This is a genomic window from Apilactobacillus zhangqiuensis, assembly GCF_019656215.1.
Classification (GTDB): domain Bacteria; phylum Bacillota; class Bacilli; order Lactobacillales; family Lactobacillaceae; genus Apilactobacillus; species Apilactobacillus zhangqiuensis.
Genome location: NZ_BPLK01000005.1, coordinates 20,915 through 43,307, shown reverse-complemented (window position 1 = coordinate 43,307; position 22,393 = coordinate 20,915). Strand labels below are relative to the sequence as shown.

General features: G+C 36.0%; 21 protein-coding genes. All 21 read left to right on the top strand.

All coding sequences use genetic code 11. The features are described 5' to 3' along the window. Window positions 1-9 precede the first annotated feature (9 nt). The 21 genes from yfmF to K5Q07_RS05500 all read left to right on the top strand — a co-directional run bounded on the left by yfmF (window position 10) and on the right by K5Q07_RS05500 (window position 22,391). Window positions 10-1,284: an EF-P 5-aminopentanol modification-associated protein YfmF gene (yfmF, locus tag K5Q07_RS05600; RefSeq protein ID WP_220730100.1), complete on the top strand. Its 1,275-nt coding sequence runs from the start codon at window positions 10-12 to the stop codon at window positions 1,282-1,284. Further along, window positions 1,274-2,539 (top strand): EF-P 5-aminopentanol modification-associated protein YfmH, encoded by a 1,266-nt coding sequence (yfmH, locus tag K5Q07_RS05595; protein ID WP_220730099.1) that lies wholly within the window; start codon window positions 1,274-1,276, stop codon window positions 2,537-2,539. Before yfmF ends, yfmH begins: the two co-directional genes overlap by 11 nt. Window positions 2,540-2,608: 69 nt before the next feature. Further along, entirely contained in the window at window positions 2,609-3,466 is an 858-nt protein-coding gene (locus tag K5Q07_RS05590; RefSeq protein ID WP_220730098.1) for a helix-turn-helix domain-containing protein, read from the top strand. A gap of 46 nt (window positions 3,467-3,512) precedes the next feature. After that, window positions 3,513-4,100: a CDP-diacylglycerol--glycerol-3-phosphate 3-phosphatidyltransferase gene (gene pgsA, locus K5Q07_RS05585; protein WP_220730097.1), complete on the top strand. Its 588-nt coding sequence runs from the start codon at window positions 3,513-3,515 to the stop codon at window positions 4,098-4,100. Window positions 4,101-4,144: 44 nt separating this feature from the next. Next, on the top strand, window positions 4,145-4,612 hold the full coding sequence (locus tag K5Q07_RS05580; RefSeq protein WP_220730096.1) for a CinA family protein: 468 nt from the start codon (window positions 4,145-4,147) through the stop codon (window positions 4,610-4,612). Between the two features lie 90 nt (window positions 4,613-4,702). Beyond that, on the top strand, window positions 4,703-5,749 hold the full coding sequence (gene recA, locus K5Q07_RS05575) for a recombinase RecA (RefSeq protein WP_220730095.1): 1,047 nt from the start codon (window positions 4,703-4,705) through the stop codon (window positions 5,747-5,749). Between the two features lie 193 nt (window positions 5,750-5,942). Then, the gene (rny, locus tag K5Q07_RS05570; protein ID WP_373310048.1) at window positions 5,943-7,508 is read left to right on the top strand and encodes a ribonuclease Y; all 1,566 of its coding nucleotides are present in this window, start codon (window positions 5,943-5,945) and stop codon (window positions 7,506-7,508) included. A gap of 78 nt (window positions 7,509-7,586) precedes the next feature. Then, on the top strand, window positions 7,587-8,387 hold the full coding sequence (locus K5Q07_RS05565) for a TIGR00282 family metallophosphoesterase (RefSeq protein ID WP_220730093.1): 801 nt from the start codon (window positions 7,587-7,589) through the stop codon (window positions 8,385-8,387). A gap of 23 nt (window positions 8,388-8,410) precedes the next feature. Next, entirely contained in the window at window positions 8,411-11,032 is a 2,622-nt protein-coding gene (mutS, locus tag K5Q07_RS05560; RefSeq protein WP_220730092.1) for a DNA mismatch repair protein MutS, read from the top strand. A 15-nt stretch (window positions 11,033-11,047) separates the two neighbouring features. Then, window positions 11,048-12,988, top strand: a complete 1,941-nt coding sequence (gene mutL, locus K5Q07_RS05555) for a DNA mismatch repair endonuclease MutL (protein ID WP_220730091.1) — start codon at window positions 11,048-11,050, stop codon at window positions 12,986-12,988. 13 nt (window positions 12,989-13,001) lie between these two features. Next, entirely contained in the window at window positions 13,002-13,619 is a 618-nt protein-coding gene (gene ruvA / locus K5Q07_RS05550) for a Holliday junction branch migration protein RuvA (protein ID WP_220730090.1), read from the top strand. 13 nt (window positions 13,620-13,632) lie between these two features. Then, window positions 13,633-14,643, top strand: coding sequence for a Holliday junction branch migration DNA helicase RuvB (ruvB, locus tag K5Q07_RS05545; RefSeq protein WP_054606419.1), 1,011 nt, complete (start codon window positions 13,633-13,635; stop codon window positions 14,641-14,643). A gap of 67 nt (window positions 14,644-14,710) precedes the next feature. Further along, window positions 14,711-15,034, top strand: a complete 324-nt coding sequence (gene yajC, locus K5Q07_RS05540) for a preprotein translocase subunit YajC (RefSeq protein ID WP_220730089.1) — start codon at window positions 14,711-14,713, stop codon at window positions 15,032-15,034. 155 nt (window positions 15,035-15,189) lie between these two features. Beyond that, window positions 15,190-16,140: a DHH family phosphoesterase gene (locus tag K5Q07_RS05535; RefSeq protein ID WP_220730215.1), complete on the top strand. Its 951-nt coding sequence runs from the start codon at window positions 15,190-15,192 to the stop codon at window positions 16,138-16,140. A 3-nt stretch (window positions 16,141-16,143) separates the two neighbouring features. Then, window positions 16,144-17,505, top strand: a complete 1,362-nt coding sequence (locus tag K5Q07_RS05530; protein ID WP_220730088.1) for a DEAD/DEAH box helicase — start codon at window positions 16,144-16,146, stop codon at window positions 17,503-17,505. Between the two features lie 265 nt (window positions 17,506-17,770). After that, a complete protein-coding gene (gene alaS, locus K5Q07_RS05525; protein ID WP_220730087.1) occupies window positions 17,771-20,413 on the top strand; it encodes an alanine--tRNA ligase in 2,643 nt (880 codons plus the stop codon). 79 nt (window positions 20,414-20,492) lie between these two features. Continuing rightward, the gene (locus K5Q07_RS05520; RefSeq protein ID WP_034532160.1) at window positions 20,493-20,765 is read left to right on the top strand and encodes an IreB family regulatory phosphoprotein; all 273 of its coding nucleotides are present in this window, start codon (window positions 20,493-20,495) and stop codon (window positions 20,763-20,765) included. A gap of 3 nt (window positions 20,766-20,768) precedes the next feature. After that, window positions 20,769-21,200 (top strand): Holliday junction resolvase RuvX, encoded by a 432-nt coding sequence (gene ruvX / locus K5Q07_RS05515; RefSeq protein WP_034532162.1) that lies wholly within the window; start codon window positions 20,769-20,771, stop codon window positions 21,198-21,200. A gap of 18 nt (window positions 21,201-21,218) precedes the next feature. After that, complete coding sequence (locus K5Q07_RS05510; protein ID WP_034532164.1) at window positions 21,219-21,533, top strand: DUF1292 domain-containing protein; 315 nt, start codon at window positions 21,219-21,221, stop codon at window positions 21,531-21,533. Between the two features lie 109 nt (window positions 21,534-21,642). Then, on the top strand, window positions 21,643-21,906 hold the full coding sequence (gene zapA, locus K5Q07_RS05505) for a cell division protein ZapA (protein ID WP_220730086.1): 264 nt from the start codon (window positions 21,643-21,645) through the stop codon (window positions 21,904-21,906). Continuing rightward, a complete protein-coding gene (locus tag K5Q07_RS05500; protein ID WP_220730085.1) occupies window positions 21,906-22,391 on the top strand; it encodes a CvpA family protein in 486 nt (161 codons plus the stop codon). The genes zapA and K5Q07_RS05500 overlap by 1 nt, the downstream gene beginning before the upstream one ends. The last annotated feature ends 2 nt before the right edge of the window (window positions 22,392-22,393 follow it).

Here is a 22,393-nt window from a genome sequence, read left to right as displayed (position 1 = left end):
TGGGATTTGTTGCATAAGAAATTAGCTAATGGAGTAGACTTAAATGTTATTTTAGAAGATAAGTTCAAAACGATTTCATTTACTTTTGATCTAGTTAGCGAGGCTATTCCGGAAAATTTTGCCAAACGAGCAGTATTAGCAGAATTGATGGAAATTAGTAATCAAGATTATCCAACGCAATCCAAATTAGCAAGATACTTATCATCAATGTATGGAGCCAGTTTTGGAACCAACGTTTTAAGATATGGTAATTTATCAGTTCTAAGAATTAATTTAAGTATTCCAAATCCAAAGTTTGTGGATGCCGAAGATGATTTGTTACAACAGGCTGTTAGTTTTATTTATAGTGTCGTATTCAAGCCATTGGCTGCTAACAATCAATTTGATAAGGACACTTTCACCTTACAAAAAAACAACATGAAAAAATATGTTGAATCAGTTGCTGATGACAAGCAATACTATGCTTCAATTCAATTGAAAAAGTTATTTTACAAGGACTACTTAAATCGTGGTTCTTTTATATTTGGTACACCAAATGACTATGATTTGATTGATAATAAAAATGAATATGAATATTATTCTTCAGTTTTGAATAACGACAACATCAAGATTTCCGTAATCGGTGACGTTGATGAAGATAAGATTTATCAACTATTCAATCAGTTCGATTTATCGGATCGAAATGTCGAATATGAATTACAACCATTAACATCTTTTAAGATGAATGATGATGTTGAAATGGTTGATAAGAAGATTCAATCTTCACAAAGTTGTTTGAATTTAGGATATCGCTTGCCAATTTTTTATAATAATAAAGAAGCAATGGCTGCGGTATTGTTTAACGCAATCTTTGGTGGAACACCGCAATCAAAACTATTCAAAAACGTTAGAGAAAAGAATAGTTTAGCGTACAGTGCAAGCAGTTCATATAATTCCATCAATGGATTTGTCATGGTTAGCACCGGAATCAATTATCAAAACAGGGATAAGGTGTTATCAATCGTTAAAGAACAACTAGATGATATTGTAAAAGGAAACGTCGACGTAGATGTTTTAAACAGTATCAAGGCTGAAATGATTAACGCCAAAAAATCTGTTTTAGATAGTCCTCGACAAAACATGGAACAACAATTTGTTAATGGATTGTTGAACCGTGCATTATCGTTTGAAGAATGGAAACAACGTGTTAATGAAGTGACAATTGAACAAATTGCCAACGTTGCTAAAAAAGTAGAATTAAATTCAATTTTCTTCTTAGATGGGAGGATTGATGATGCAAATTAAAGAGTATCGTAAATTTAACGAAAAGGTTTATATCGATAAGATGGACAATGGATTGTCAGTCGTAGTAGTTCCAAAGAAGGGCTACCAAAAGACATACGCCACTTTTTCCGTTCGATATGGATCTATTGATACTAACATTAATGGTAAGAATTATCCGGCAGGAATTGCTCATTTCTTAGAACATAAAATGTTCGATAAAAAGGATCACGACGCAATGGATACATTCTCCAAATATGGTGCAGGATCTAACGCATTTACTAGTTTTAATAAAACAAGTTACCTATTCTCTACCACTGATAATGTTCATGAAAACCTAATTGAGTTGTTAGACTTCGTTCAAGAACCTTACTTTAGTGACGCAAAGGTTGAAAAAGAAAAGGGCATCATTGGCCAAGAAATTAGTATGTATGATGATGAACCCGGAGCGGTTTTATTCTTCAAGACAGTGCAAAACATGTTCCCAGATACGCCATTGAATGTTGATATTGCGGGAACAGAAGATTCTATCTACAAGATTACCAAACAGGATTTATATGATTCATATAATTACTTCTATCAGCCACAAAACATGCAACTTACAGTGGTTGGAAATGTTATTCCCGAAGATGTCTTTAAGTGGGTTAGTGATAATCAAAGTAAAAAATCATTTGCAAATCCTAGGGATGTTAAGGAAACAATTATTCAGTCTTCATCCATTGTTAAGGAAACAACTCACTACATGGACGTAAATCGTCCAAAGGTTGCCTTGGGAATTAAGGGTGATTCTAAATACAACGGTGATATCAAATATGAACTATCCATATCATTATTGCTTCAACTTCTTTTATCAGAAGGTTCTGAAATCTACGAAAAATTGTACAATGATGGAGTAATCGATGATTCATTTGGTTTTGATTTCGATTGCGAAGATCAATTCAATTTTGCTGTCTTAGCCGGTGAAACTGAAAAAATCGATGATTTCATTGAAAAGATCACCGATGTATTAGTGAACTTTGCTGAATATATTTCAGATAAAAACGATGAATTTGAGCTAATCAAAAAGGAAGAAATTGGCCAACATGTTTCAATGATGAATTCGATTGAGGCGATTGCTAATAACATGTCAGATCAAAATCATGATTTTGAAAATATTTATGATGAAATTGAGATGATTAAACAATTAGAATTAGATGATTTGATTCATTATGGCAAATTATTCTTAAGACCTGATATGATAGTGAAAAATAAGGTTTTTCCTAAAAATAAATTAGTTTAGATGCTTAGAAAATACGCTTAATTATGATATACTGTAAATGTAAAATAATAAATAAGTGGAGTAATACCTATGCAAAATAACAATGGAAAACAAGTAGAAATTGGTAAATCACTACACGAAGCACGTGTCGCCAAGGGAATGTCCATTGACGATATTCAAAAGATTACCAAAATCCAAAAACATTACCTTGAAGCAATCGAACAGGGGAACTTTGATGAACTTCCTGGTGATTTTTACGTTCGCGCGTTTATTAAGCAATTCGCTGACACTGTTGGCGTTAACGGTATTGAACTATTAAATGAACATGACGATAGTCTACCAGATACTCAAAGTGAAGAATACGCTGAGGAAGTATCAAAGGATGACGTTAATAGCCGAGTAGCTAGTCGTAGTCGTGAACACAGAAAAGACTCGTTCCGTAAGGTTATTCCTACCATCGGAATTATCGTAGCAATCCTAGTGGTTGTTTGCGGTGTTTGGGCAGTTGTTGTACATACTAATAGTTCTTCTCAAACTAGTATTAGTAGCAGTTCTGTTTCAGTTACTGGTTCTTCTGAATCATCAACTTCATCAAGCAGCAAGGCTGATGACAAGAAGAAAGAAGAAAAGAAGTCCACTGATAAGAAGACTACCATCAAGGAAGTTAGTGCTACTAAGTATAATGTGACTGGTCAAAAGGAAAACACTATTACTCTAAAGGCTACTGGTAGAGCATGGTCATCAATTATGGCTGATAACAAGACTCTATTCCAAGGCTCACAAAGCAATGGTGACAAGAAAGATGTTAAGCTTCCAGCTAACACAAAGAGTGTTAACATTTCATTAGGTAACACCCAAGGCGCAAAAATCTTGGTTAACGGTACTGAATTGAAATACGACAAGAGCACACCTTTAACTACACAAATTACATTAGAATTTAGCAAATAAAAAAGAGGGCTTTGTAAAGCCCTTTTTTATTTCTTTGGAGGAAAATATGAATTTACCAAACAAACTTACTTTAATTAGAATCATCATGATTCCATTATTCATTATCTTGCTTTCATGTTCTATTAACATGGGAACAGTTATCTGGTTAGGAACAAGCATCCAAGTTACCAGAATCGTAGCTGCAATAGTCTTTGCTGCTGCATGTATTACAGACTTTTTAGATGGCCAAATTGCCAGAAGACAACATTTAGTTACCAACTTTGGTAAGTTTGCCGATCCATTGGCTGACAAAATGATTGTTATGTCTGCATTCATTATCTTAGTTTCATTTGATTTTGTACCAGCATGGGTTGCAGCTATAATCGTATGTCGTGAACTAGCGGTTACCGGTCTAAGATTAATTGTTGTGGAAAACGATGGCCAAGTGATTGCAGCTGCATGGCCCGGTAAGATTAAGACCTTCAGTCAAATGATTGCCATTATCTTATTGTTATTGAATGACTTCTTAATCATTCCATTCACTACAATTGGTTTTGGTACATTACTACTTTACATTTGCTTATTCTTTACTGTTTACTCAGGTATTGAATACTTCTGGAAGAGTCGCTTCATTTTTGCAGATTCTTTCAAGTAAATCGATTTAATTATCGTATATATATAAGAAAGGTTGGATTATGTATGCAAATTGATACGTCGATTGTTAATAAACTAATTGATGATAAGTTAACCATAACTGGAGCGGAAAGTTTAACAGCAGGGATGTTTCAATCTACGATTGGCGGTGTTCCTGGTGTATCTGCAATCTTTTATGGTGGCTTTGTGACTTACTCAAATGAAGCAAAGGCCAAACTATTATCAATTCCAATGGATGTGATTGATGAATACGGTGTTGTTTCTGAACAGGTTGCCATTTGGATGGCTAAACAATCTAAGCAAATCATGAATGTTGACATAGGTGTCTCATTTACTGGTGTTGCGGGTCCTGATAGTTTGGAAGGGCAACCAGCGGGAACTGTATTTATCGGACTAGATTTCAAGGGAAATCAATTTGCAAAGGAATTTCATTTTAGTGGATCTCGCCAAGATGTGCGTGAACAATCAGTTCAAGCTGCATTGAAAATGATTGAAAATGAGTATTCTAAATAATGCGAACTTTTGTTCTGCTTTTACTTGCTTTTTTAATGAGAGATTAGTATAGTATAAATATCGAATAGTTATCAAAGGGAGGTCAATTTAATGGCTGATGAACGAAAAGCGGCTCTAGATGGTGCCTTAAAACGAATTGAAAAAGAATTCGGTAAAGGTTCAATCATGAGAATGGGAGACCGTGGAGATACTAGAATTTCCACTGTACCAACAGGTTCCTTAGCACTTGATAATGCATTAGGTGTTGGAGGATTCCCACGAGGAAGAATTGTTGAAATCTATGGACCTGAAAGTTCAGGTAAGACTACCATTGCGCTACAAGCTGTTGCGGAAGTACAAAAACAAGGTGGAACAGCAGCATACATTGATGCTGAAAATGCTTTGGATCCAGTATATGCTACCAACCTAGGGGTAAACATTGATGATTTACTTCTATCACAACCTGATACTGGTGAACAAGGTCTACAAATTTGTGACGCCCTTGTATCTAGTGGTGCCATTGATATCGTAGTTGTCGATTCAGTTGCGGCTTTAGTACCTAGAGCTGAAATTGAAGGTGAAATGGGTGATGCTCACGTTGGTTTGCAAGCTCGTTTAATGTCACAAGCGCTACGTAAGTTATCTGGATCAATTAACAAGACTAAGACTATTGCTCTATTTATTAACCAAATTAGAGAAAAAGTTGGTGTTATGTTTGGTAACCCAGAAACTACACCCGGTGGACGTGCTCTTAAGTTCTACTCAACTATCAGACTAGAAATCAGAAGAGCTGAACAAATTAAAGATGGTACTGACATTATTGGTAACAGAACAAAGATTAAAGTTGCCAAGAATAAGGTAGCTCCTCCATTCAAGCGTGCCGAAGTTGATATCATGTATGGTCAAGGTATTTCACAAACTGGTGAATTAGTTGATATGGCCGTTGAACAAGACATTATTAGTAAGTCTGGTTCATGGTATTCATACGGTGAAGAAAGAATTGGTCAAGGTCGTGAAAACGCAAAAAAATTCTTACAAGATAATCCGGACAAAATGGAAGAAATTAACAAAAAAGTTCGTGCTGCATATGGCATGGGCGGAGATGATTCTGAATCAGGTGAAGCCGAACAAACCAGTTTGGATACCGGTGAAGAATAACGATAAATAAGCCGAAAGGCTTTTTTATTTTGCAAAAGAAAATAACATGTGTTGACACTTACACAACTAAAATTTAAAATATAATAATGTACATTGAACTATTTATTTAGTTCGCAAAATGACTAATAAATCATTCAATGCGCAATTATCAAAAACTTAATTAAATTAGATGATGTGGAGGTGCAATAAGCCTATGACTTATTTTTTACCTATGATCCTCGCAATCATCGCTGCTTTTGTAGTTGGTATTTCTGTGGGAATGTTTTCTAACAAGAAAATTGTTGATAAGAAATTAACAAAGGCCCACATGAGTGCACAAGATATTTTGGAAGATGCTAAACGACAAGCTCAAACTTCAGCTAAAGAAGCGATTCTTGAAGCAAGAGAAAAGAGTAACCGTTATCGTTCAAACATCGAAAAAGAAATTAAGCAAAGACGGATTGAAGTTCAACGACAAGAAAATCGTCTAATTCAACGTGAAGATTCTCTAGATCGTAAAGATGACGCTTTTGACAAGCGTGAAGATTCATTGAATAAGCGTGAAGAAAAGCTTAATTCAAACCAAAAGAAACTTGAACAAAAGCAACAGCAAGCTGATATGCTAGTTAAACAACGTCAAGATGAGTTAGAACGTATCTCTTCACTCTCTCAAGAAGAAGCACAAGAGCTAATTATTAACGAAACAAAGAAAGAATTAGCTGATGAACGTGCCAAGATGGTTAAAGACAGTTATAACCAAGCACGTAAGGAATCTTCTGAGAATGCAAAGAATCTAGTTATTGAAGCGATTCAACAAAGTGCTGCTGACATCGTATCTGAAACCACAGTTTCAGTTGTTAACTTACCTAATGATGATATGAAAGGTCGTATCATCGGACGTGAAGGTAGAAACATCAGAACCTTTGAAACCTTAACGGGAATTGATTTGGTTATTGATGATACTCCAGAAGCAGTTGTGCTAAGTGGGTTTGATCCAATTAGACGTGAAGTTGCCAAGATGGCACTTGAAAGTCTAATTAAAGATGGTCGTATCCACCCAGCTAGAATCGAAGAAATGGTAGATAAGAGTCGTCGAGAACTTGATGAAAAGATTCAAGAAATTGGTGAAGAAACAGTATTTGATTTAGGAATTCATTCATTGAGTCCTGAAATGATTATGATGATTGGTAAATTGAAGTTTAAGATTTATCATGGCCGTAATGTTTTGAGCCATTCTATTGAAGTTGCGAAGTTGTCAGGTGTCTTAGCCGCAGAATTAGGCGAAGATGTCGTATTAGCAAAACGCGCAGGATTGTTGCACGAAATTGGTCGCTCTGCAGATAATGAAACAGAAGGTTCTCACATTGACCTTGGTGTTGACTTAGCCAAGAAGTTCAAAGAAAGTCCAGTTGTTATTGACTCAATCGCAGCCGATAATGAAGACAGCGAACCTAAGTACATCATTTCTGAATTAGTTAACATCGCAAACAAGATTGCGATTGCTAGACCTGGTGCAAAGAGTAAATCTCTTGAAAGCTTTGTTCATCGTCTAGAAAGTTTGGAAACAATTAGTGATAGCTTCGAAGAAGTAAACAAGAGCTACGCAATTCAAGCCGGACGTGAAATTAGAGTGATTGTAAAACCAGAAAAAGTTTCTGATACTCAAGCGGTTGTTTTAGCTAGAGATATTAAAAATAAGATTGAAGAGGATATGGAATATCCTGGTCATATCAAGGTTACAATTATTAGAGAAGTAAGATCAATCGAATATGCAAAATAAAAAAGGGCTTTTGCCCTTTTTTATTTTATGTAAAACGGTGTAAAATTGTATATATATAATAATGAATTGAGGACGAAAATGAGAATACTATTTTTAGGTGACGTAGTAGGAAACTTGGGTGTAGATATGGTTAGTAAATATCTACCAATTTTAAAAAGAGACTACAAGCCACAGGTAACGATTGTAAATGGTGAAAATTCAACATCATTTGGTCGCGGAATTAATAAAAAAGTATACAAACAAATTATGAGTGCGGGAACTGACGTAATTACGCTTGGTAACCATGCATGGAATAACGAAGAAATCTTTGATTTTATCGATGATACGAAAAAGTTAGTACGCCCTCTAAATTATCCTGGTAAGGACGTCCCAGGTAGTGGATATACAATTATTAACGTTAATAACAAAAAGTTAGCAGTTGTTAACCTACAGGGAAGAATTTTTATCGATCCAATCGATGATCCATTCCAAAAGATTGACGAATTAATAAACGAAATCAAAAAGGATGCAGATGCAATTTTTGTTGATTTTCACGCTGAAACAACTAGTGAAAAGAAAGCAATGGCAATGTATCTAGATGGTCAAATTTCTGCGATTGTGGGGACTCACACTCATGTGCAGACTAATGATGACCAAATCTTAAAAAACGGTACAGCGTTCATTTCTGACGTTGGAATGTGTGGGCCGTTTGATAGTGTCTTAGGAATGAAGTATGAAAACATCATTCATCGTTTTATTACTCAACGTCCAACTAGATTCGAAGTAGAAGAAAAGGGACGTGGAATCGTTTCAGGATGCGTAATTGATTTAAGAGATGATGGCACTGCCAGATCTATTGAAAAAATATTAATTGATCCAAATCACCCATACAAAGGTTAGTAGCAAAGGAGGATATTGTTTTAATGGCTAGTAAAACTAAACAAACACCAATGATGGAACAATATCAAAAAGTAAAAGATCAATACCCAGATGCTTTTGTCTTTTATCGTCTTGGTGACTTTTATGAAATGTTCAACGAAGATGCGGTTAAGGGAGCACAAATTCTTGAACTTACATTAACTTCAAGAAGTAAGAATGCTGACAATCCAATCCCAATGTGTGGTGTGCCACACAAGGCGGTAGAATCATACATCGATACCTTAATCGATAAGGGATATAAGGTTGCGATTGTAGAACAAATGGAAGATCCTAAGTTGGCAAAGGGAATGGTTAAAAGAGCCGTTACCCAACTAGTGACTCCAGGTACTAGAACAACAATGGGTGCCGAAAATGCAAAGGATAACAACTACTTAACAGCAATTGAATATTCTAATGATGGTTATGGCTTTGCGTACGCTGAACTATCCACTGGTGAATTGAAGACCACTGTTTTAAGTAACATGAACAGTGTTTTAAACGAGTTAATGACCTTACAGACTAAGGAAGTAATTGTTAATCCAGAAATTCCAGAAAAAGACGTCGCATTAATCAATAAAGTTGGAATCCTAGTTTCATACCAAGATGACATTAAAGAACTAGATGACATGCAATATCTTTCTGAAGGATTAAGACAAGACCTAGAAAAGCAGGTAGTTAATCGACTAACTACATACATTGTAGATACTCAAAAGCGTAGTCTTTCTCACATGAAGGCAGCAATTGCTTACAAGCCTGCCGAATTCTTGAAGATGGACCACAATTCACAATATAACCTGGAATTAACCAAGAACCTTAGAACCAACAAGAAGTCAGGTAGCTTATTGTGGTTATTGGATGAAACTAAGACGGCAATGGGCGGTAGAAAATTACGTGAATGGATTGACCATCCACTAATCGATAAAGCATCAATTGAAAACCGTCAAAATCAAGTTGATGACTTATTAAATCATTACTACGAACGTAGTGAAATCACTGACATGTTAGTTAAGGTTTATGACCTAGAACGACTTGCTGGTAAGGTTTCCTTTGGTTCAGTTAACGGTCGTGACTTAGTTCAACTAAAGACATCACTTCAACAAATTCCAAAGATTAAATACATTCTAGATGAAATGGATACTAAATCATTTGATGAAATCAATAATGATTTAGACCCCGTTGATGAAGTATCTGAATTAATCGATAAGGCAATCACAGAAGAACCTCCAATTTCTGTAACAGATGGTGGGGTTATTAAAGATGGCTACAACCAAATGTTGGATCAATACAGGGATGCAATGAATAACGGTAAGCAATGGATTGCTGAACTAGAAAGCAAAGAACGTGAACTTACCGGTATTAATAATCTAAAGATTGGTTACAACCATGTCTTTGGTTATTACATTGAAGTATCAAAGGCTAACTTAAGCAAGTTACCAGATGATAGATATGAAAGAAAACAAACCCTAACTAATGCTGAAAGATTTTCTACTCCTGAACTAAAGGAAAAAGAAAAGTTAATCATTGAAGCACAAGAAAAGTCAAAGACACTTGAATATGAACTATTCAGTGAAGTCCGTGATGTTGTTAAGAGTGCAATCCAAAGACTACAAAAACTAGCCAATGCAGTATCTAGTTTGGACGTAATGCAAAGCTTTGCATCGATTTCTGATGAATACAGATTGGTTCGTCCAAGTCTAAATGATGAACACAAATTAGAAATTGTTGATGGTAGACATCCGGTGGTTGAAAAGGTAATGGGACACCAATCCTACGTACCAAATGATGTCATTATGGATCCGGGTACTAACGTACTATTGATTACTGGTCCCAACATGTCCGGTAAGAGTACTTACATGCGTCAATTGGCTTTGACGGTCATCATGGCTCAAATTGGTTGTTTCGTTCCTGCGAAGTCAGCAAAAATGCCAATTTTTGACCAAATCTTTACCAGAATTGGTGCCGCTGACGATTTAATTTCTGGTCAAAGTACCTTTATGGTCGAAATGAAGGAATCAAATCAAGCGATTCAAAATGCAACCGAAAACAGTTTGATTCTATTCGATGAAATTGGTAGAGGAACTGCGACATACGACGGTATGGCGTTAGCTCAATCAATCATTGAATATGTTCACAATCATATTCACGCCAAGACACTATTTTCTACTCATTATCATGAATTAACTGAATTAGCTGATTCATTGGATGAACTACAAAATGTGCATGTTGGTGCGGTTGAAAGAAATGGTGAACTAGTCTTCTTACACAAAGTTAAGAAGGGTGCTGCTGATAAATCATACGGTATCCACGTTGCCAAACTAGCTGGTTTACCAAATGAATTGTTGTCTAGAGCAGACGTCATCTTGAGTGACCTAGAAAGCAACAATGAAAAGACCAATACAGATAAAGTTGTCATGGCTGAAAAGAGTAGTCCAGTTGTCGAAAATGAAATTGATGAATCAGAACAACAACTTTCATTGTTTGGCGATGTTAAAGAAACTAAGAAGCCAAAACGTAAGAGTGGCGAAGACAAGATTCTAAAGGCCATTAAGGACTTAGACTTGATGTCTAAGACACCAATGGATATTATGAATGAAGTATATAAATGGAAACGCGAAATGGATAAATAAATGAGGTGATTAATCTTGCATAAAATACATGAATTATCGACAATTCTTGCTGATCAAATTGCAGCCGGTGAAGTTGTTGAAAGACCAGCTTCAGTTGTAAAAGAACTAGTTGAAAATTCAATTGATGCGCAAAGTACGCAAATTGATATCAATATTGAAGATGCAGGATTAAAGAAAGTCGAAATTATCGATGATGGGATTGGGATTAATCACGATGATGTCGAAATTGCCTTTAAACGTCACGCAACAAGTAAGATTAATAACCAAAGGGATCTCTTTAAGGTCCAATCATTAGGTTTTCGTGGTGAAGCCTTGCCTTCGATTGCTTCAGTATCCGATGTGCATTTGAAAACATCGACCGGGGATGAAGGGACTCAAATTCATATTAAGGGTGGTGAGATTAAGGAAATTAAGCCAGCAGAAGCTAGAAGAGGTACTAGCATCTGCGTTGAGGACTTATTCTTTAATACACCGGCCAGATTGAAATACATGAAAACCATCAAGACCGAACTAGCCAAGATTTCAGACATTGTTGATCGTTTAGCGATTGGTCATCCAGATATCGCATTTTCATTGGTACACAACCAAAGAGAAATTCTAAGAACGTCTGGTAGAGGTCAATTACAACAAGTGATTGGTGACATTTATGGTGCCAAGAATTTAAAACGAATCATTAAGATTGAAAATGCTGATAATGACTTTAAGATTAGTGGCTTTGTGAGTTTACCTGAACTAACGAGGGCTTCTAGAAATTACGTCACAATTACCTTGAATGGAAGATACGTTAAAAACTATGCACTATTCAAAGCAATTACGGATGGGTACGGTTCTAAGCTAATGGTTGGTCGATATCCTATTGCGGTGTTAAATATCGAATTGGATCCGGTTTTAACTGATGTAAACGTTCATCCAACTAAGCAGACCGTTAGAATTAGTAAGGAAGACCAATTATGCAATTTGGTTGCTAAAACAATCTATGATACGATTTATCAAGAAAACTTAATTCCTGAAGTTATGACTAGGGATCGTGCAGTGCAACCAAGATACACAAACGAACAGTTGCAAATGCAAATTAATCAATATTCAAGTACAAGGGAAGAACCTAAGAGTGAACCCTTAGTTAACGATTATGTTGAACCCGTTTTACAACCTCAAGCAAAAGAGGAAGAAGAAACGCCTAAAGAAGACATTAAGACTTCTGATATTGATGCTATTTACATTAGTAATAAGGTTCAATTGAATGATGAAGACGTTCAAAGTTTTGCTCATCGATATGAACACCCAGTAACTCCGTTTGGGGAAACTGAAGTTACTGATGACGTGTTCGCAAATAATGATGACCAACCACGTTTTCCTAAGCTATTGTATATTGGTCAACTTCATGGAACTTATTTAATTGCTGAATCAGATGACGGCATGTACATTGTCGACCAACATGCTGCTCAAGAAAGAATTAACTATGAACGATTAAGAACCGAAATTGGTGAGGTATCTAATGATCAACAAAGTTTGTTAGTGCCACTGGTTTTGGACTATCCTAATCGAGATGCGTTAATTATTCAGGAAAAGTTGGGGATGCTAAAAGAAGTTGGCTTAAACGTTGAACCGTTTGGTAAAAACAGCTTTGTGGTAAAGCAACATCCAACATGGATTGAAGAAGGTAGCGAGGAAGAAACAATTCGAGAAATGATTGATTGGGTCATTAATCATAAGAATATCTCGGTAGCTGCCTTTAGAGCTGAAACAGCAATTATGATGAGTTGTAAGCAAGCAATTAAGGCTAACCATCATTTGGATAGAAAACAAGCGGTTCATTTGTTAGATGAATTGGCGACTGTTAATAATCCATTTAATTGCCCTCATGGCAGACCAGTTTTAGTATCTTTTTCTAATACAGATATGGAAAAGATGTTCAAACGAATTCAAGACCCACATACTAACGATAATTTTATGTAATCGAGGATAGACTATGTTTGAATATTTAAAAGGAACCATTGAAGACGTTCAACCAGGATACATCGTAGTTGATGTAAACGGGATTGGATACCTGGTATACACATCAAATCCTTATGTATACCAAGTAGATAGTAAAGAACAAGTGAAAGTATACATTCACCAAGCAGTGACTGATTCTTCACAACTACTTTACGGATTCTCAAGTCGAGAATTAAAATCAATATTTGAAAAATTGCTAAATGTATCTGGGATTGGCCCAAAGAGTGCGTTAGCAATTATTGCTGGTAATGATCCACAATCATTATTGAATGCAATTAACACAGAAAACGTTACTTACTTAACAAAGTTCCCTGGTGTTGGTCAAAAGACGGCTAAGCAAATCATTCTTGATTTGAAGGGCAAGTTAGACGACATTGCACCATCATTATTCGATGACTTTACTGCTGAAAACCATCCTTCATCAGACGATAAGTCAGATAACCAAGCACTTGAAGATGCACTTGAAGCATTAAGCGAATTGGGATATTCAGCACGTGATATCAAGAAGGCCAGAAAGGCACTTGAAGACATCGAAGTAACAACAACTGAAGATTATTTGAGACAAGGTTTAAGTGCTGTAACTAAATTTTAAGGAGGAGTATTAAATGGATGACAACCGCATTATCTCAGGCGATAGTGAAGGTAGAATTGAAGAAACATTTGAAAAATCACTCCGTCCGCAATATTTATCAGAGTACATTGGACAAGACGATTTGAAAAAGGAATTGTCAGTGTACATCAAGGCTGCCAAACAACGTGAAGAAACTTTAGACCACGTTCTGTTGTATGGACCTCCTGGATTAGGAAAGACAACATTGGCAATGGTGATTGCAAACGAAATGGAAGCAAACATCAAAACCACCAGTGGTCCAGCAATTGAAAAGACTGGTGACTTAGCGGCACTATTAAACGAACTACAACCTGGTGATATTTTATTCATTGATGAAATTCATCGACTACCAAAGACAGTAGAAGAAATGCTTTATTCAGCAATGGAAGATTTTAGCGTTGATATCGTGGTTGGTCAGGGACCAACAGCTCATCCAGTTCATTTGCCTTTGCCTCCATTTACTTTGATTGGGGCAACTACTAGAGCTGGGTTGTTATCAGCTCCATTTAGAGATCGTTTTGGAATTGTTGAACACATGAAATACTACAATACTGAAGATTTACAGGATATTGTTTTACGTTCGGCAGATATTTTCCATACCAAGATATACGATCAAGGGGCACACGAAATTGCTAGACGTTCTAGAGGAACACCTAGAATTGCTAATCGTTTATTAAAACGAGTGCGTGATTTTGCACAAGTATCTAACGATGGAAACGTTGATGTCGACATTGTTGATACTTCACTTAAAATGTTAGGTGTTGATAATGAAGGACTAGATGCAACTGATATTAAGTTGCTAAAGACCATGATTGAGTTTTACAATGGTGGTCCTGTCGGGGTATCAACACTTGCTGCTAATATTGGAGAAGAGGTAAATACAATCGAAGAAATGTATGAACCATACTTACTTCAAATTGGTTATATTAAACGAACTGCCAGGGGGAGAGTGGTAACTGATAATGGTTATCATCACCTTAATTATCCAATCAACCGTGATAATTAAAAACTGGACTATTAATGATAATTTTGATAAGATATATATTAAATTATGAGAGGTACGGTGAACTATAATGGCTAACTACAGTGGATTTATTATTTTAATCGTGTTATTTGCGATTATGTATTTCTTGGTTATTAGACCACAAAAGAAACAACAACAAAAACACGCAGAAACTTTGAGACAACTTCAAAAAGGTGACCACGTTACAACTATCGGTCGCTTACACGGTATCGTTGACGACATCGACGAAGAAGAAAAGACTGTTACTTTAGATTGTGACGGTATCTTCTTAGTATTTGACCTAAACGCAATTGCAAAGGTAACTGACCGTGTTGCTGATGCTAAGTCTGAAGACTCAAAAGAAGAAACTAAAGAAGTTAAAGAAGACAAATAATAAGTTGAAAGAGACAGTTTTCAGCACCGCTGAAGGTTGTCTCTTTTGTCTGTTAAAGCCCTAAACAACATAAATGACCATATGATATAATTATGTTATGAATTTTTAGAAGGATATTAGGAGCGATTATGAGTAAAATGTTTAATTTTTTCAATATATCAACGCAAAGTAAAATTATTAAAGCCATTTGCGATTTTGATACCATTATTATCCATAGACACCAACGACCAGATCCAGATGCATATGGTTCTCAAATGGGATTGGCTAACATCATCAAGGAATCTTTCCCCAAAAAGAAGGTTTACTGTGTTGGAAAGCAATATCAAAGTTTTGATTGGTTAGGAACAACCGATGAAATTGATGACGATGTATACAAAAATGCATTAGTTATCGTTGTTGATACTGCTAACCAACCTCGAGTTGATGATGATAGATATACTCAAGGTAAAATGATGATTAAGATTGATCACCATCCAAATGATGACCAATTTGGAGACATTATGTGGGTAAAACCAGAAGCATCAAGTACATCTGAATTAATCTATGATTTGTTTGAATCATCAAAGAAGTTAAAGATTAACGCAAATTCAGGTCGCTTATTATACGCTGGTATTATTGGTGACACTGGTCGTTTCAAATATCCATCTACTTCATCAAACACATTTAGGGTAGCATCTAAATTGGCTAAATTAGACTTTTCAATTAGTGAAGTTAACACAATTGAATCATCAATTGATTTGCCAATGGCTAGACTATCCGCATATGTATATGAAAATCTAAGTATTACCGATAGCGGAGCCGCTTATATCGTATTAAGCGATGAAGTTTTGGAACCATTCAATTTAGGTAATGAAAGAACTTCAGCCGTTGTGCCACTTCCTGGCAATATTAATCAAGTAACCGCATGGGCTATCTTTATTCAAAAAGAAGATGGTACCTATAAGATTAGTTTAAGATCAAAAGGACCAGCTATTAATGAATTAGCCAAGGAATTTGGCGGTGGCGGTCATGATTTGGCAAGTGGTGCTGCTGCTAAGGACGAAGATGAAATCAAGTCGGTAATTAGTAAATTAGACGAATTAGTCGCTAGTTACAAAGGAGAATAATAAATGCCAAGTACATTTAAGCAATATGATTTAAAGCCATTCATCATGGATGCTTTAGATGAATTAAATTTTAGAGAACCAACCGCAATTCAAGAAAAGATTATTCCTGAAATCCGTAAGGGTAGAAGTGTTGTTGGTCAATCAGCCACTGGTAGTGGTAAGACACATGCGTTCTTGTTACCAATTTTTGATAACTTAGACGTGGATACTTTGGAAGTACAAGCTGTTATCACCACTCCTAGTCGTGAATTAGCTTACCAAATTTACAACAATGCTAAGCAATTAGCTAAGCATTCAGATAAGACTATTCATATCGCTAACTACGTTGGTGGTACTGATAAGGTTAGACAAATTGAAAAACTAAAAAATGAACAACCACAAATCGTAATTGGAACTCCAGGTCGTATTTCAGACTTAATTAAGGGTCAACATTTACAAGTTCATACTGCTACTCAACTAGTAATTGATGAAGCTGATATGACATTAGATTTAGGTTTTCTAAATGATATTGATAACATTGCTGCCAGCTTTGGTAAGGATGTTCAAATGATGGTGTTCTCAGCAACTATTCCACAAAAATTAAAACCATTCTTGAAGAAGTATCTTGAAAACCCATACGTTGAAAATATTCCTAACAGAACTGTTATCAGTCCAACAATTGATAACTGGTTGATTTCAACTAAGGGTCAAAACAAGAATGACTTAATCTACAAGTTAATCACTATGGGTGAACCTTACCTTGTATTAATCTTTGCCAACACCAGAAAACGTGTTGAACAAATTTACGAATTCTTACGTAACCAAGGATTAAAGGTTGGTATCGTTTCTGGTGATTTAACACCACGTGAACGTAAGAGAACAATGAAACAAATTCAAAATCTTGAATTCCAATATGTTGTAGCCACTGATTTAGCCGCACGTGGAATTGATATTGAAGGTGTTTCTGATGTTATTAATGATGACATTCCAGAAGACTTGGAATACTTCATTCACCGTGTTGGTAGAACTGGTCGAAACAACATGCCAGGAACAGCTGTAACTCTTTATGAACCTGATGAAGAAGATGAAATTGACGCATTGGAAAAGATGGGCATTTCATTTAAGCCAAAGGTAATTAGAGGTGGTCGTGTCGAAGACACTTACGATCGTAACCGTAGAAAGTCACACCGTCGTGGTCATGATAAGCTAGAACCAACCATGATTGGTATGATTAAAAAGAAGAAGAGAAACGTTAAGCCAGGTTACAAGAATAAGATTAAACAAGAGCTTAAGAGAAACGATGAAATGAATCGTCGTATCAAACAAAGAGAAGAAGGACGTCGTAAGAGAAAGTCCAAGAAGAATAGTTCGCAACGTTATAGATAACGTTTGACACCGGTTTTAATTAACCATATAATTTAGATATAAATTAGAGAACATGCTTGTATAATTTCATTTTAAGAGACATCTTGGTTGGTGAAAAAGATGATTGGGTTTATCAAGTGCTATCTCGAGTAAAAACTAAATCGCTTTCTCAGCGTTATTGAGACTTAAAGAGGTATACGAAAAACATCGTTGCAAGTAAAGTGGTACCGCGCATACAGCGTCTTTACTGGCAACGGTGTTTTTGTGCTTATTGGAGGGAATTTCTATGAAAAAATTAGATAGTAGTCAAATTCGTGCTATGTATTTGGAATTTTTCAAACAACATGGTCACACAATTGAACCAAGTGCTTCATTAGTTCCAAAGGACGATCCATCACTTCTATGGATCAACTCCGGTGTTGCTACTATGAAGAAATACTTTGATGGTAGTGTTGTTCCAAAGAACCACCGTTTAACCAGTTCACAAAAGAGTATTAGAACTAATGATATCGAAAATGTTGGTAAGACAGCTCGTCACCACACATTATTCGAAATGTTAGGTAACTTCTCTGTTGGTGATTACTTCAAAAAAGAAGCAATTACATGGGCTTTTGAATTACTAACTTCACCAGAATGGTTTGGTTGGGATAAAGAAAAGCTATACATGACTGTATATCCAGAAGATACTGACGCTAAGAAATTCTGGCAAGAAGCAGGGGTTTCTCCCGACCACTTAATTGATATGGATGATAACTTCTGGGACATTGGTCAAGGTCCTTCAGGTCCAGATACTGAAATCTTCTACGACCGTGGAGAAAAATACGACAATTTAGCTCCGGATGATCCAGAAAATTATCCTGGTGGGGAAAACGAAAGATACCTAGAAGTTTGGAACATTGTGTTCTCACAATTCAATCACAAACCAGATGACACTTACGAACCGCTTCCAAGAAAGAACATTGATACGGGGATGGGATTAGAACGTGTTGTTTCAATCTTTGAAGACGCACCAACTAACTTTGAAACCGACTTGTTCATGCCAATCATTGAAAAGACTCAATTACTAAGTGATGGTAAAAAATATGGTGAAAATGCTCAAGACGATATCGACTTTAAGATTATCGCCGACCATGCTCGTGCAATTACTTTCGCAATTGGTGACGGTGCTCTTCCATCAAACGTTGGTAGAGGATACGTTATCAGACGTTTGATTAGACGTGCTATTGTTTCAGGTCACCGTTTAGGTATCAAGGATGATTTCTTATACCAATTAGTTCCAGTTGTTGGCGAAATCATGAAGTCATACTACCCTGAAGTATTGGAACAAAAGGATTATCTAGAAAAGGTTATTCATTCTGAAGAAAAACGTTTCAACGAAACACTATCAGATGGTTTACAACTTCTTGGTGAATTAATGGACAACTTGAAGAAGACTAGCCAAAGGACCGTTGAAGGAAAAGATGCATTTAAGCTATACGATACTTACGGTTTCCCATTGGAAATGACTAAGGAATACCTAGAAGATGCTGGATTCTCAGTTGACGAAACAGGTTTTAAGGCAGAAATGCAAAAGCAAAAGGAACGTGCTAGAAATGCTCGTGGAAACGATAAGTCAATGGGCGTTCAACGTGACCTATTAATCGACATCAAGACACCAAGTGAATACGTCGGTTACTCACAATTAGAAGTTGATGATGCTAAGCTATTAGATATCATTGTTGATGAAAAGCTAGTTGATCAAGCAGGTGCTGGTGAAGCTGAAGTTATCTTTGACAAGACTCCTTTCTACGCAGAAATGGGTGGTCAAGTTGCTGACCAAGGTACCATTGTTGATGAAGATGGTAACCTATGTGCAAAGGTTACTGATGTTCAACACGCACCAAATGGTCAAAACTTACACACTGTTGAAGTAATTACTAGTCTTTCAAAAGATCACCAATACAAACTAAGCGTTGATCGTAAGTTCCATGCATTAGTTGAACACAATCACACTGCAACCCACTTATTGGATCAATCATTGAGAAATGTTTTAGGTGACCATACTCAACAAGCTGGTTCATTAGTTGAACCAAACTACCTAAGATTTGACTTCACTCACTTTGGTTCAGTAACTAAGGAAGATTTACAAAAAGTTGAAGACTTAGTTAACGAAGAAATCTTCAAGGCAGAACCTGTTACAACTGTTGAAACAGACCAAGAAACTGGTAAGAAGATGGGAGCCATCGCCTTATTCGACAGCAAATATGGAGATAAGGTTCGAGTTGTTAGTGCTGGTGACTACTCAGTTGAATTCTGTGGCGGTAACCATGTAAGCAACACTAGTGAAATTGGTTTATTCAAGATTGTTTCAGAATCTGGTGTTGGTGCCGGTGTTAGAAGAATCGAAGCCGTTACATCAAAGGCAGCCTTTGACTACCTAAACAACGAAGAAGCACTTCTAAAACAAGTGGCTGATCAAGTTAAGACTATTCAAGTTAAGGAAGTTCCTAATAAGGTTGCTCAATTGCAAGAACAAATCAAGGACTTACAACAAAAACAAGATAAGTTAGAATCAAAGATTGCCAGCCAACAAGCTGATTCAGTCTTCGATGACGTTAAAGAAGTTAATGGTAACAAGATTATCACTGGTGTTCTAAACGTTTCAGGTATGGATCAATTAAGACAATTAGCTGACACTTGGAGAAGTAAGAACCTATCAGACGTATTAGTGCTTGGAACCCAAAGTGGTGAAAAGGCTAACTTAATCGTTGCTGTTAGTGATGAAAAAGTTAAGGATGGCATGAAGGCCGGTGACATCATTAAGTCAATTTCTAAGGAAATTAATGGTGGCGGTGGTGGCCGTCCAAACATGGCTCAAGCTGGTGGTTCAAAGCCTGAAGGATTACCTAAGGCAATGGAAGAAGCCGTTGCTTGGTTAGAAAACTTTTAAAAATAATTAATATTTAAGTTTTATTTTGTCTCAAGTAGAATTATAATAAACCTACATCATAGATTTAGAGGTGTTATAAATGAGTGCTTCAGATAAGACAATGTATTTTGATTTAAGCAATAATACTCCAAAGAATGTACACGATACGCTTTTAATCGTATTCAAGGCATTGGAGGAAAAGGGATACGATCCATACAATCAAATTGTCGGATATTTAATTTCAGGAGATCCTGCATATATTCCTCGATTTAATGATGCTCGTAATTTAATTCGTCGATACGAAAGAGACGAGATTATTGAAGAGTTGGTTCGTTTTTACTTGGACAAGAATAATGATCGTGAGGAAAACTAATATATGAGATTAATGGGGATGGATGTCGGATCTAAGACAGTTGGGATTTCTGTTAGTGATTTATTGGGATGGACAGCACAAGGTGTCGAAATCATTCCAATTAATGAAGATGAAGAACAATTTGGATTAGATCGGGTAGCCGAATTAGTCGAAAAATATGAAATTACGGGGTTTGTTCTGGGACTACCTAAGAACATGAATAATACCTCAGGACCTAGAGTTGAGGCTTCAAAACGTTATGGTGAAATGTTAAAAGAAAAGTTTAACTTACCAGTCGACTTCGTAGACGAAAGATTGACAACTGTTGAAGCCGAAAGAATGCTAATTGAAAAAGCGGACACATCTAGAGAAAAACGTAAAAAAGTTATCGATAAAATTGCCTCTGAATTGATTTTACAAACCTATTTGGATGGTAAAGGTAAACTAACAAGATAAAGAAAAGAGGGGTTAGCAATGGATAACAACAACGAAGAAGAACAACAACAAATTTCATTAGTTGATGAAAAGGGAAACGAAGAATTATACGACGTTTTATTCACATTCGAATCTGATGATTTTGGTAAATCATACATCTTACTTTACCCAGCCGGTAAAGCAGATGATGAAGAAGTTAACATTGAAGCATACGCCTTACCAGAAGGCGATGATCCAATGGACCCACAAGGTGGAGACTTACAATTAATCGAAACCGATGAAGAATGGGAAATGGTTGAATCAGTGCTAAACACTTTATTAGATACCGATGACGGTGACGATGAAGAAGAATAAGTAATACCTAAAAAGATGCCGTAATGGCGTCTTTTTTTGTGTTCTTTACTGGTTATAGTCTGCCTTTTCATGCTAAAATAGTGATGAAGTTAATGGAGGTTTATCGAAAATGAACGACACGAATCAACGCTTTAAAGCTAGTATTGGAAAAAAGAATTACACATTTGTAGGGAAGAGTTCTGCAGATCATATGAAGACAGTGACTGAATTAATGAACCGCCAATTGTTTCAATTGAAAGAAATGTCACCCGGTATTAATGACGAAGATGCTGCTATTTTATTGGCTTTTAACGCATTTTCAGAACAAATTAAGTTACAAGAAAAATTAAATGAATTAACAGAAAATAATCAAGAAGAAGGAAACATGAACTAATGTTGTTTGATATTATTATCTTTTTGCTGCTTATTTATGGTGCTTATGATGGATATCACCGTGGATTAGCACAAGAAATATTACGTGTTGTTGGTTTTTTGTTTAGCCTGTTTGTTTCACTATACTTTTCTAGGGATTTGAGTCAGGCTATCTTTGCTAATAGTAGTTTGATTAATAATCAGATTTTATGTAATAGTGTTAGTTTCTTCATTATTTTCTTAATTTCTGGAATTTTCGTGCGTATGATTATCTCAATCGTGGATAAAATTACCCATATTCCAGTAATTCACCAACTTAATAAATTAGGTGGAACAATTATAGGATTGATAATTGCTTACGTATCAGTGCTATTTATTTTAAACGTTATTTCTGTTCTACCAAGCAATCAAATAACTAAACAATATCATCAGTCATCAGTTGCTGAATTTATTGTTAACAAAACACCAATTATTTCACACGATTTATATGAAAAATGGCTAAGATAAGG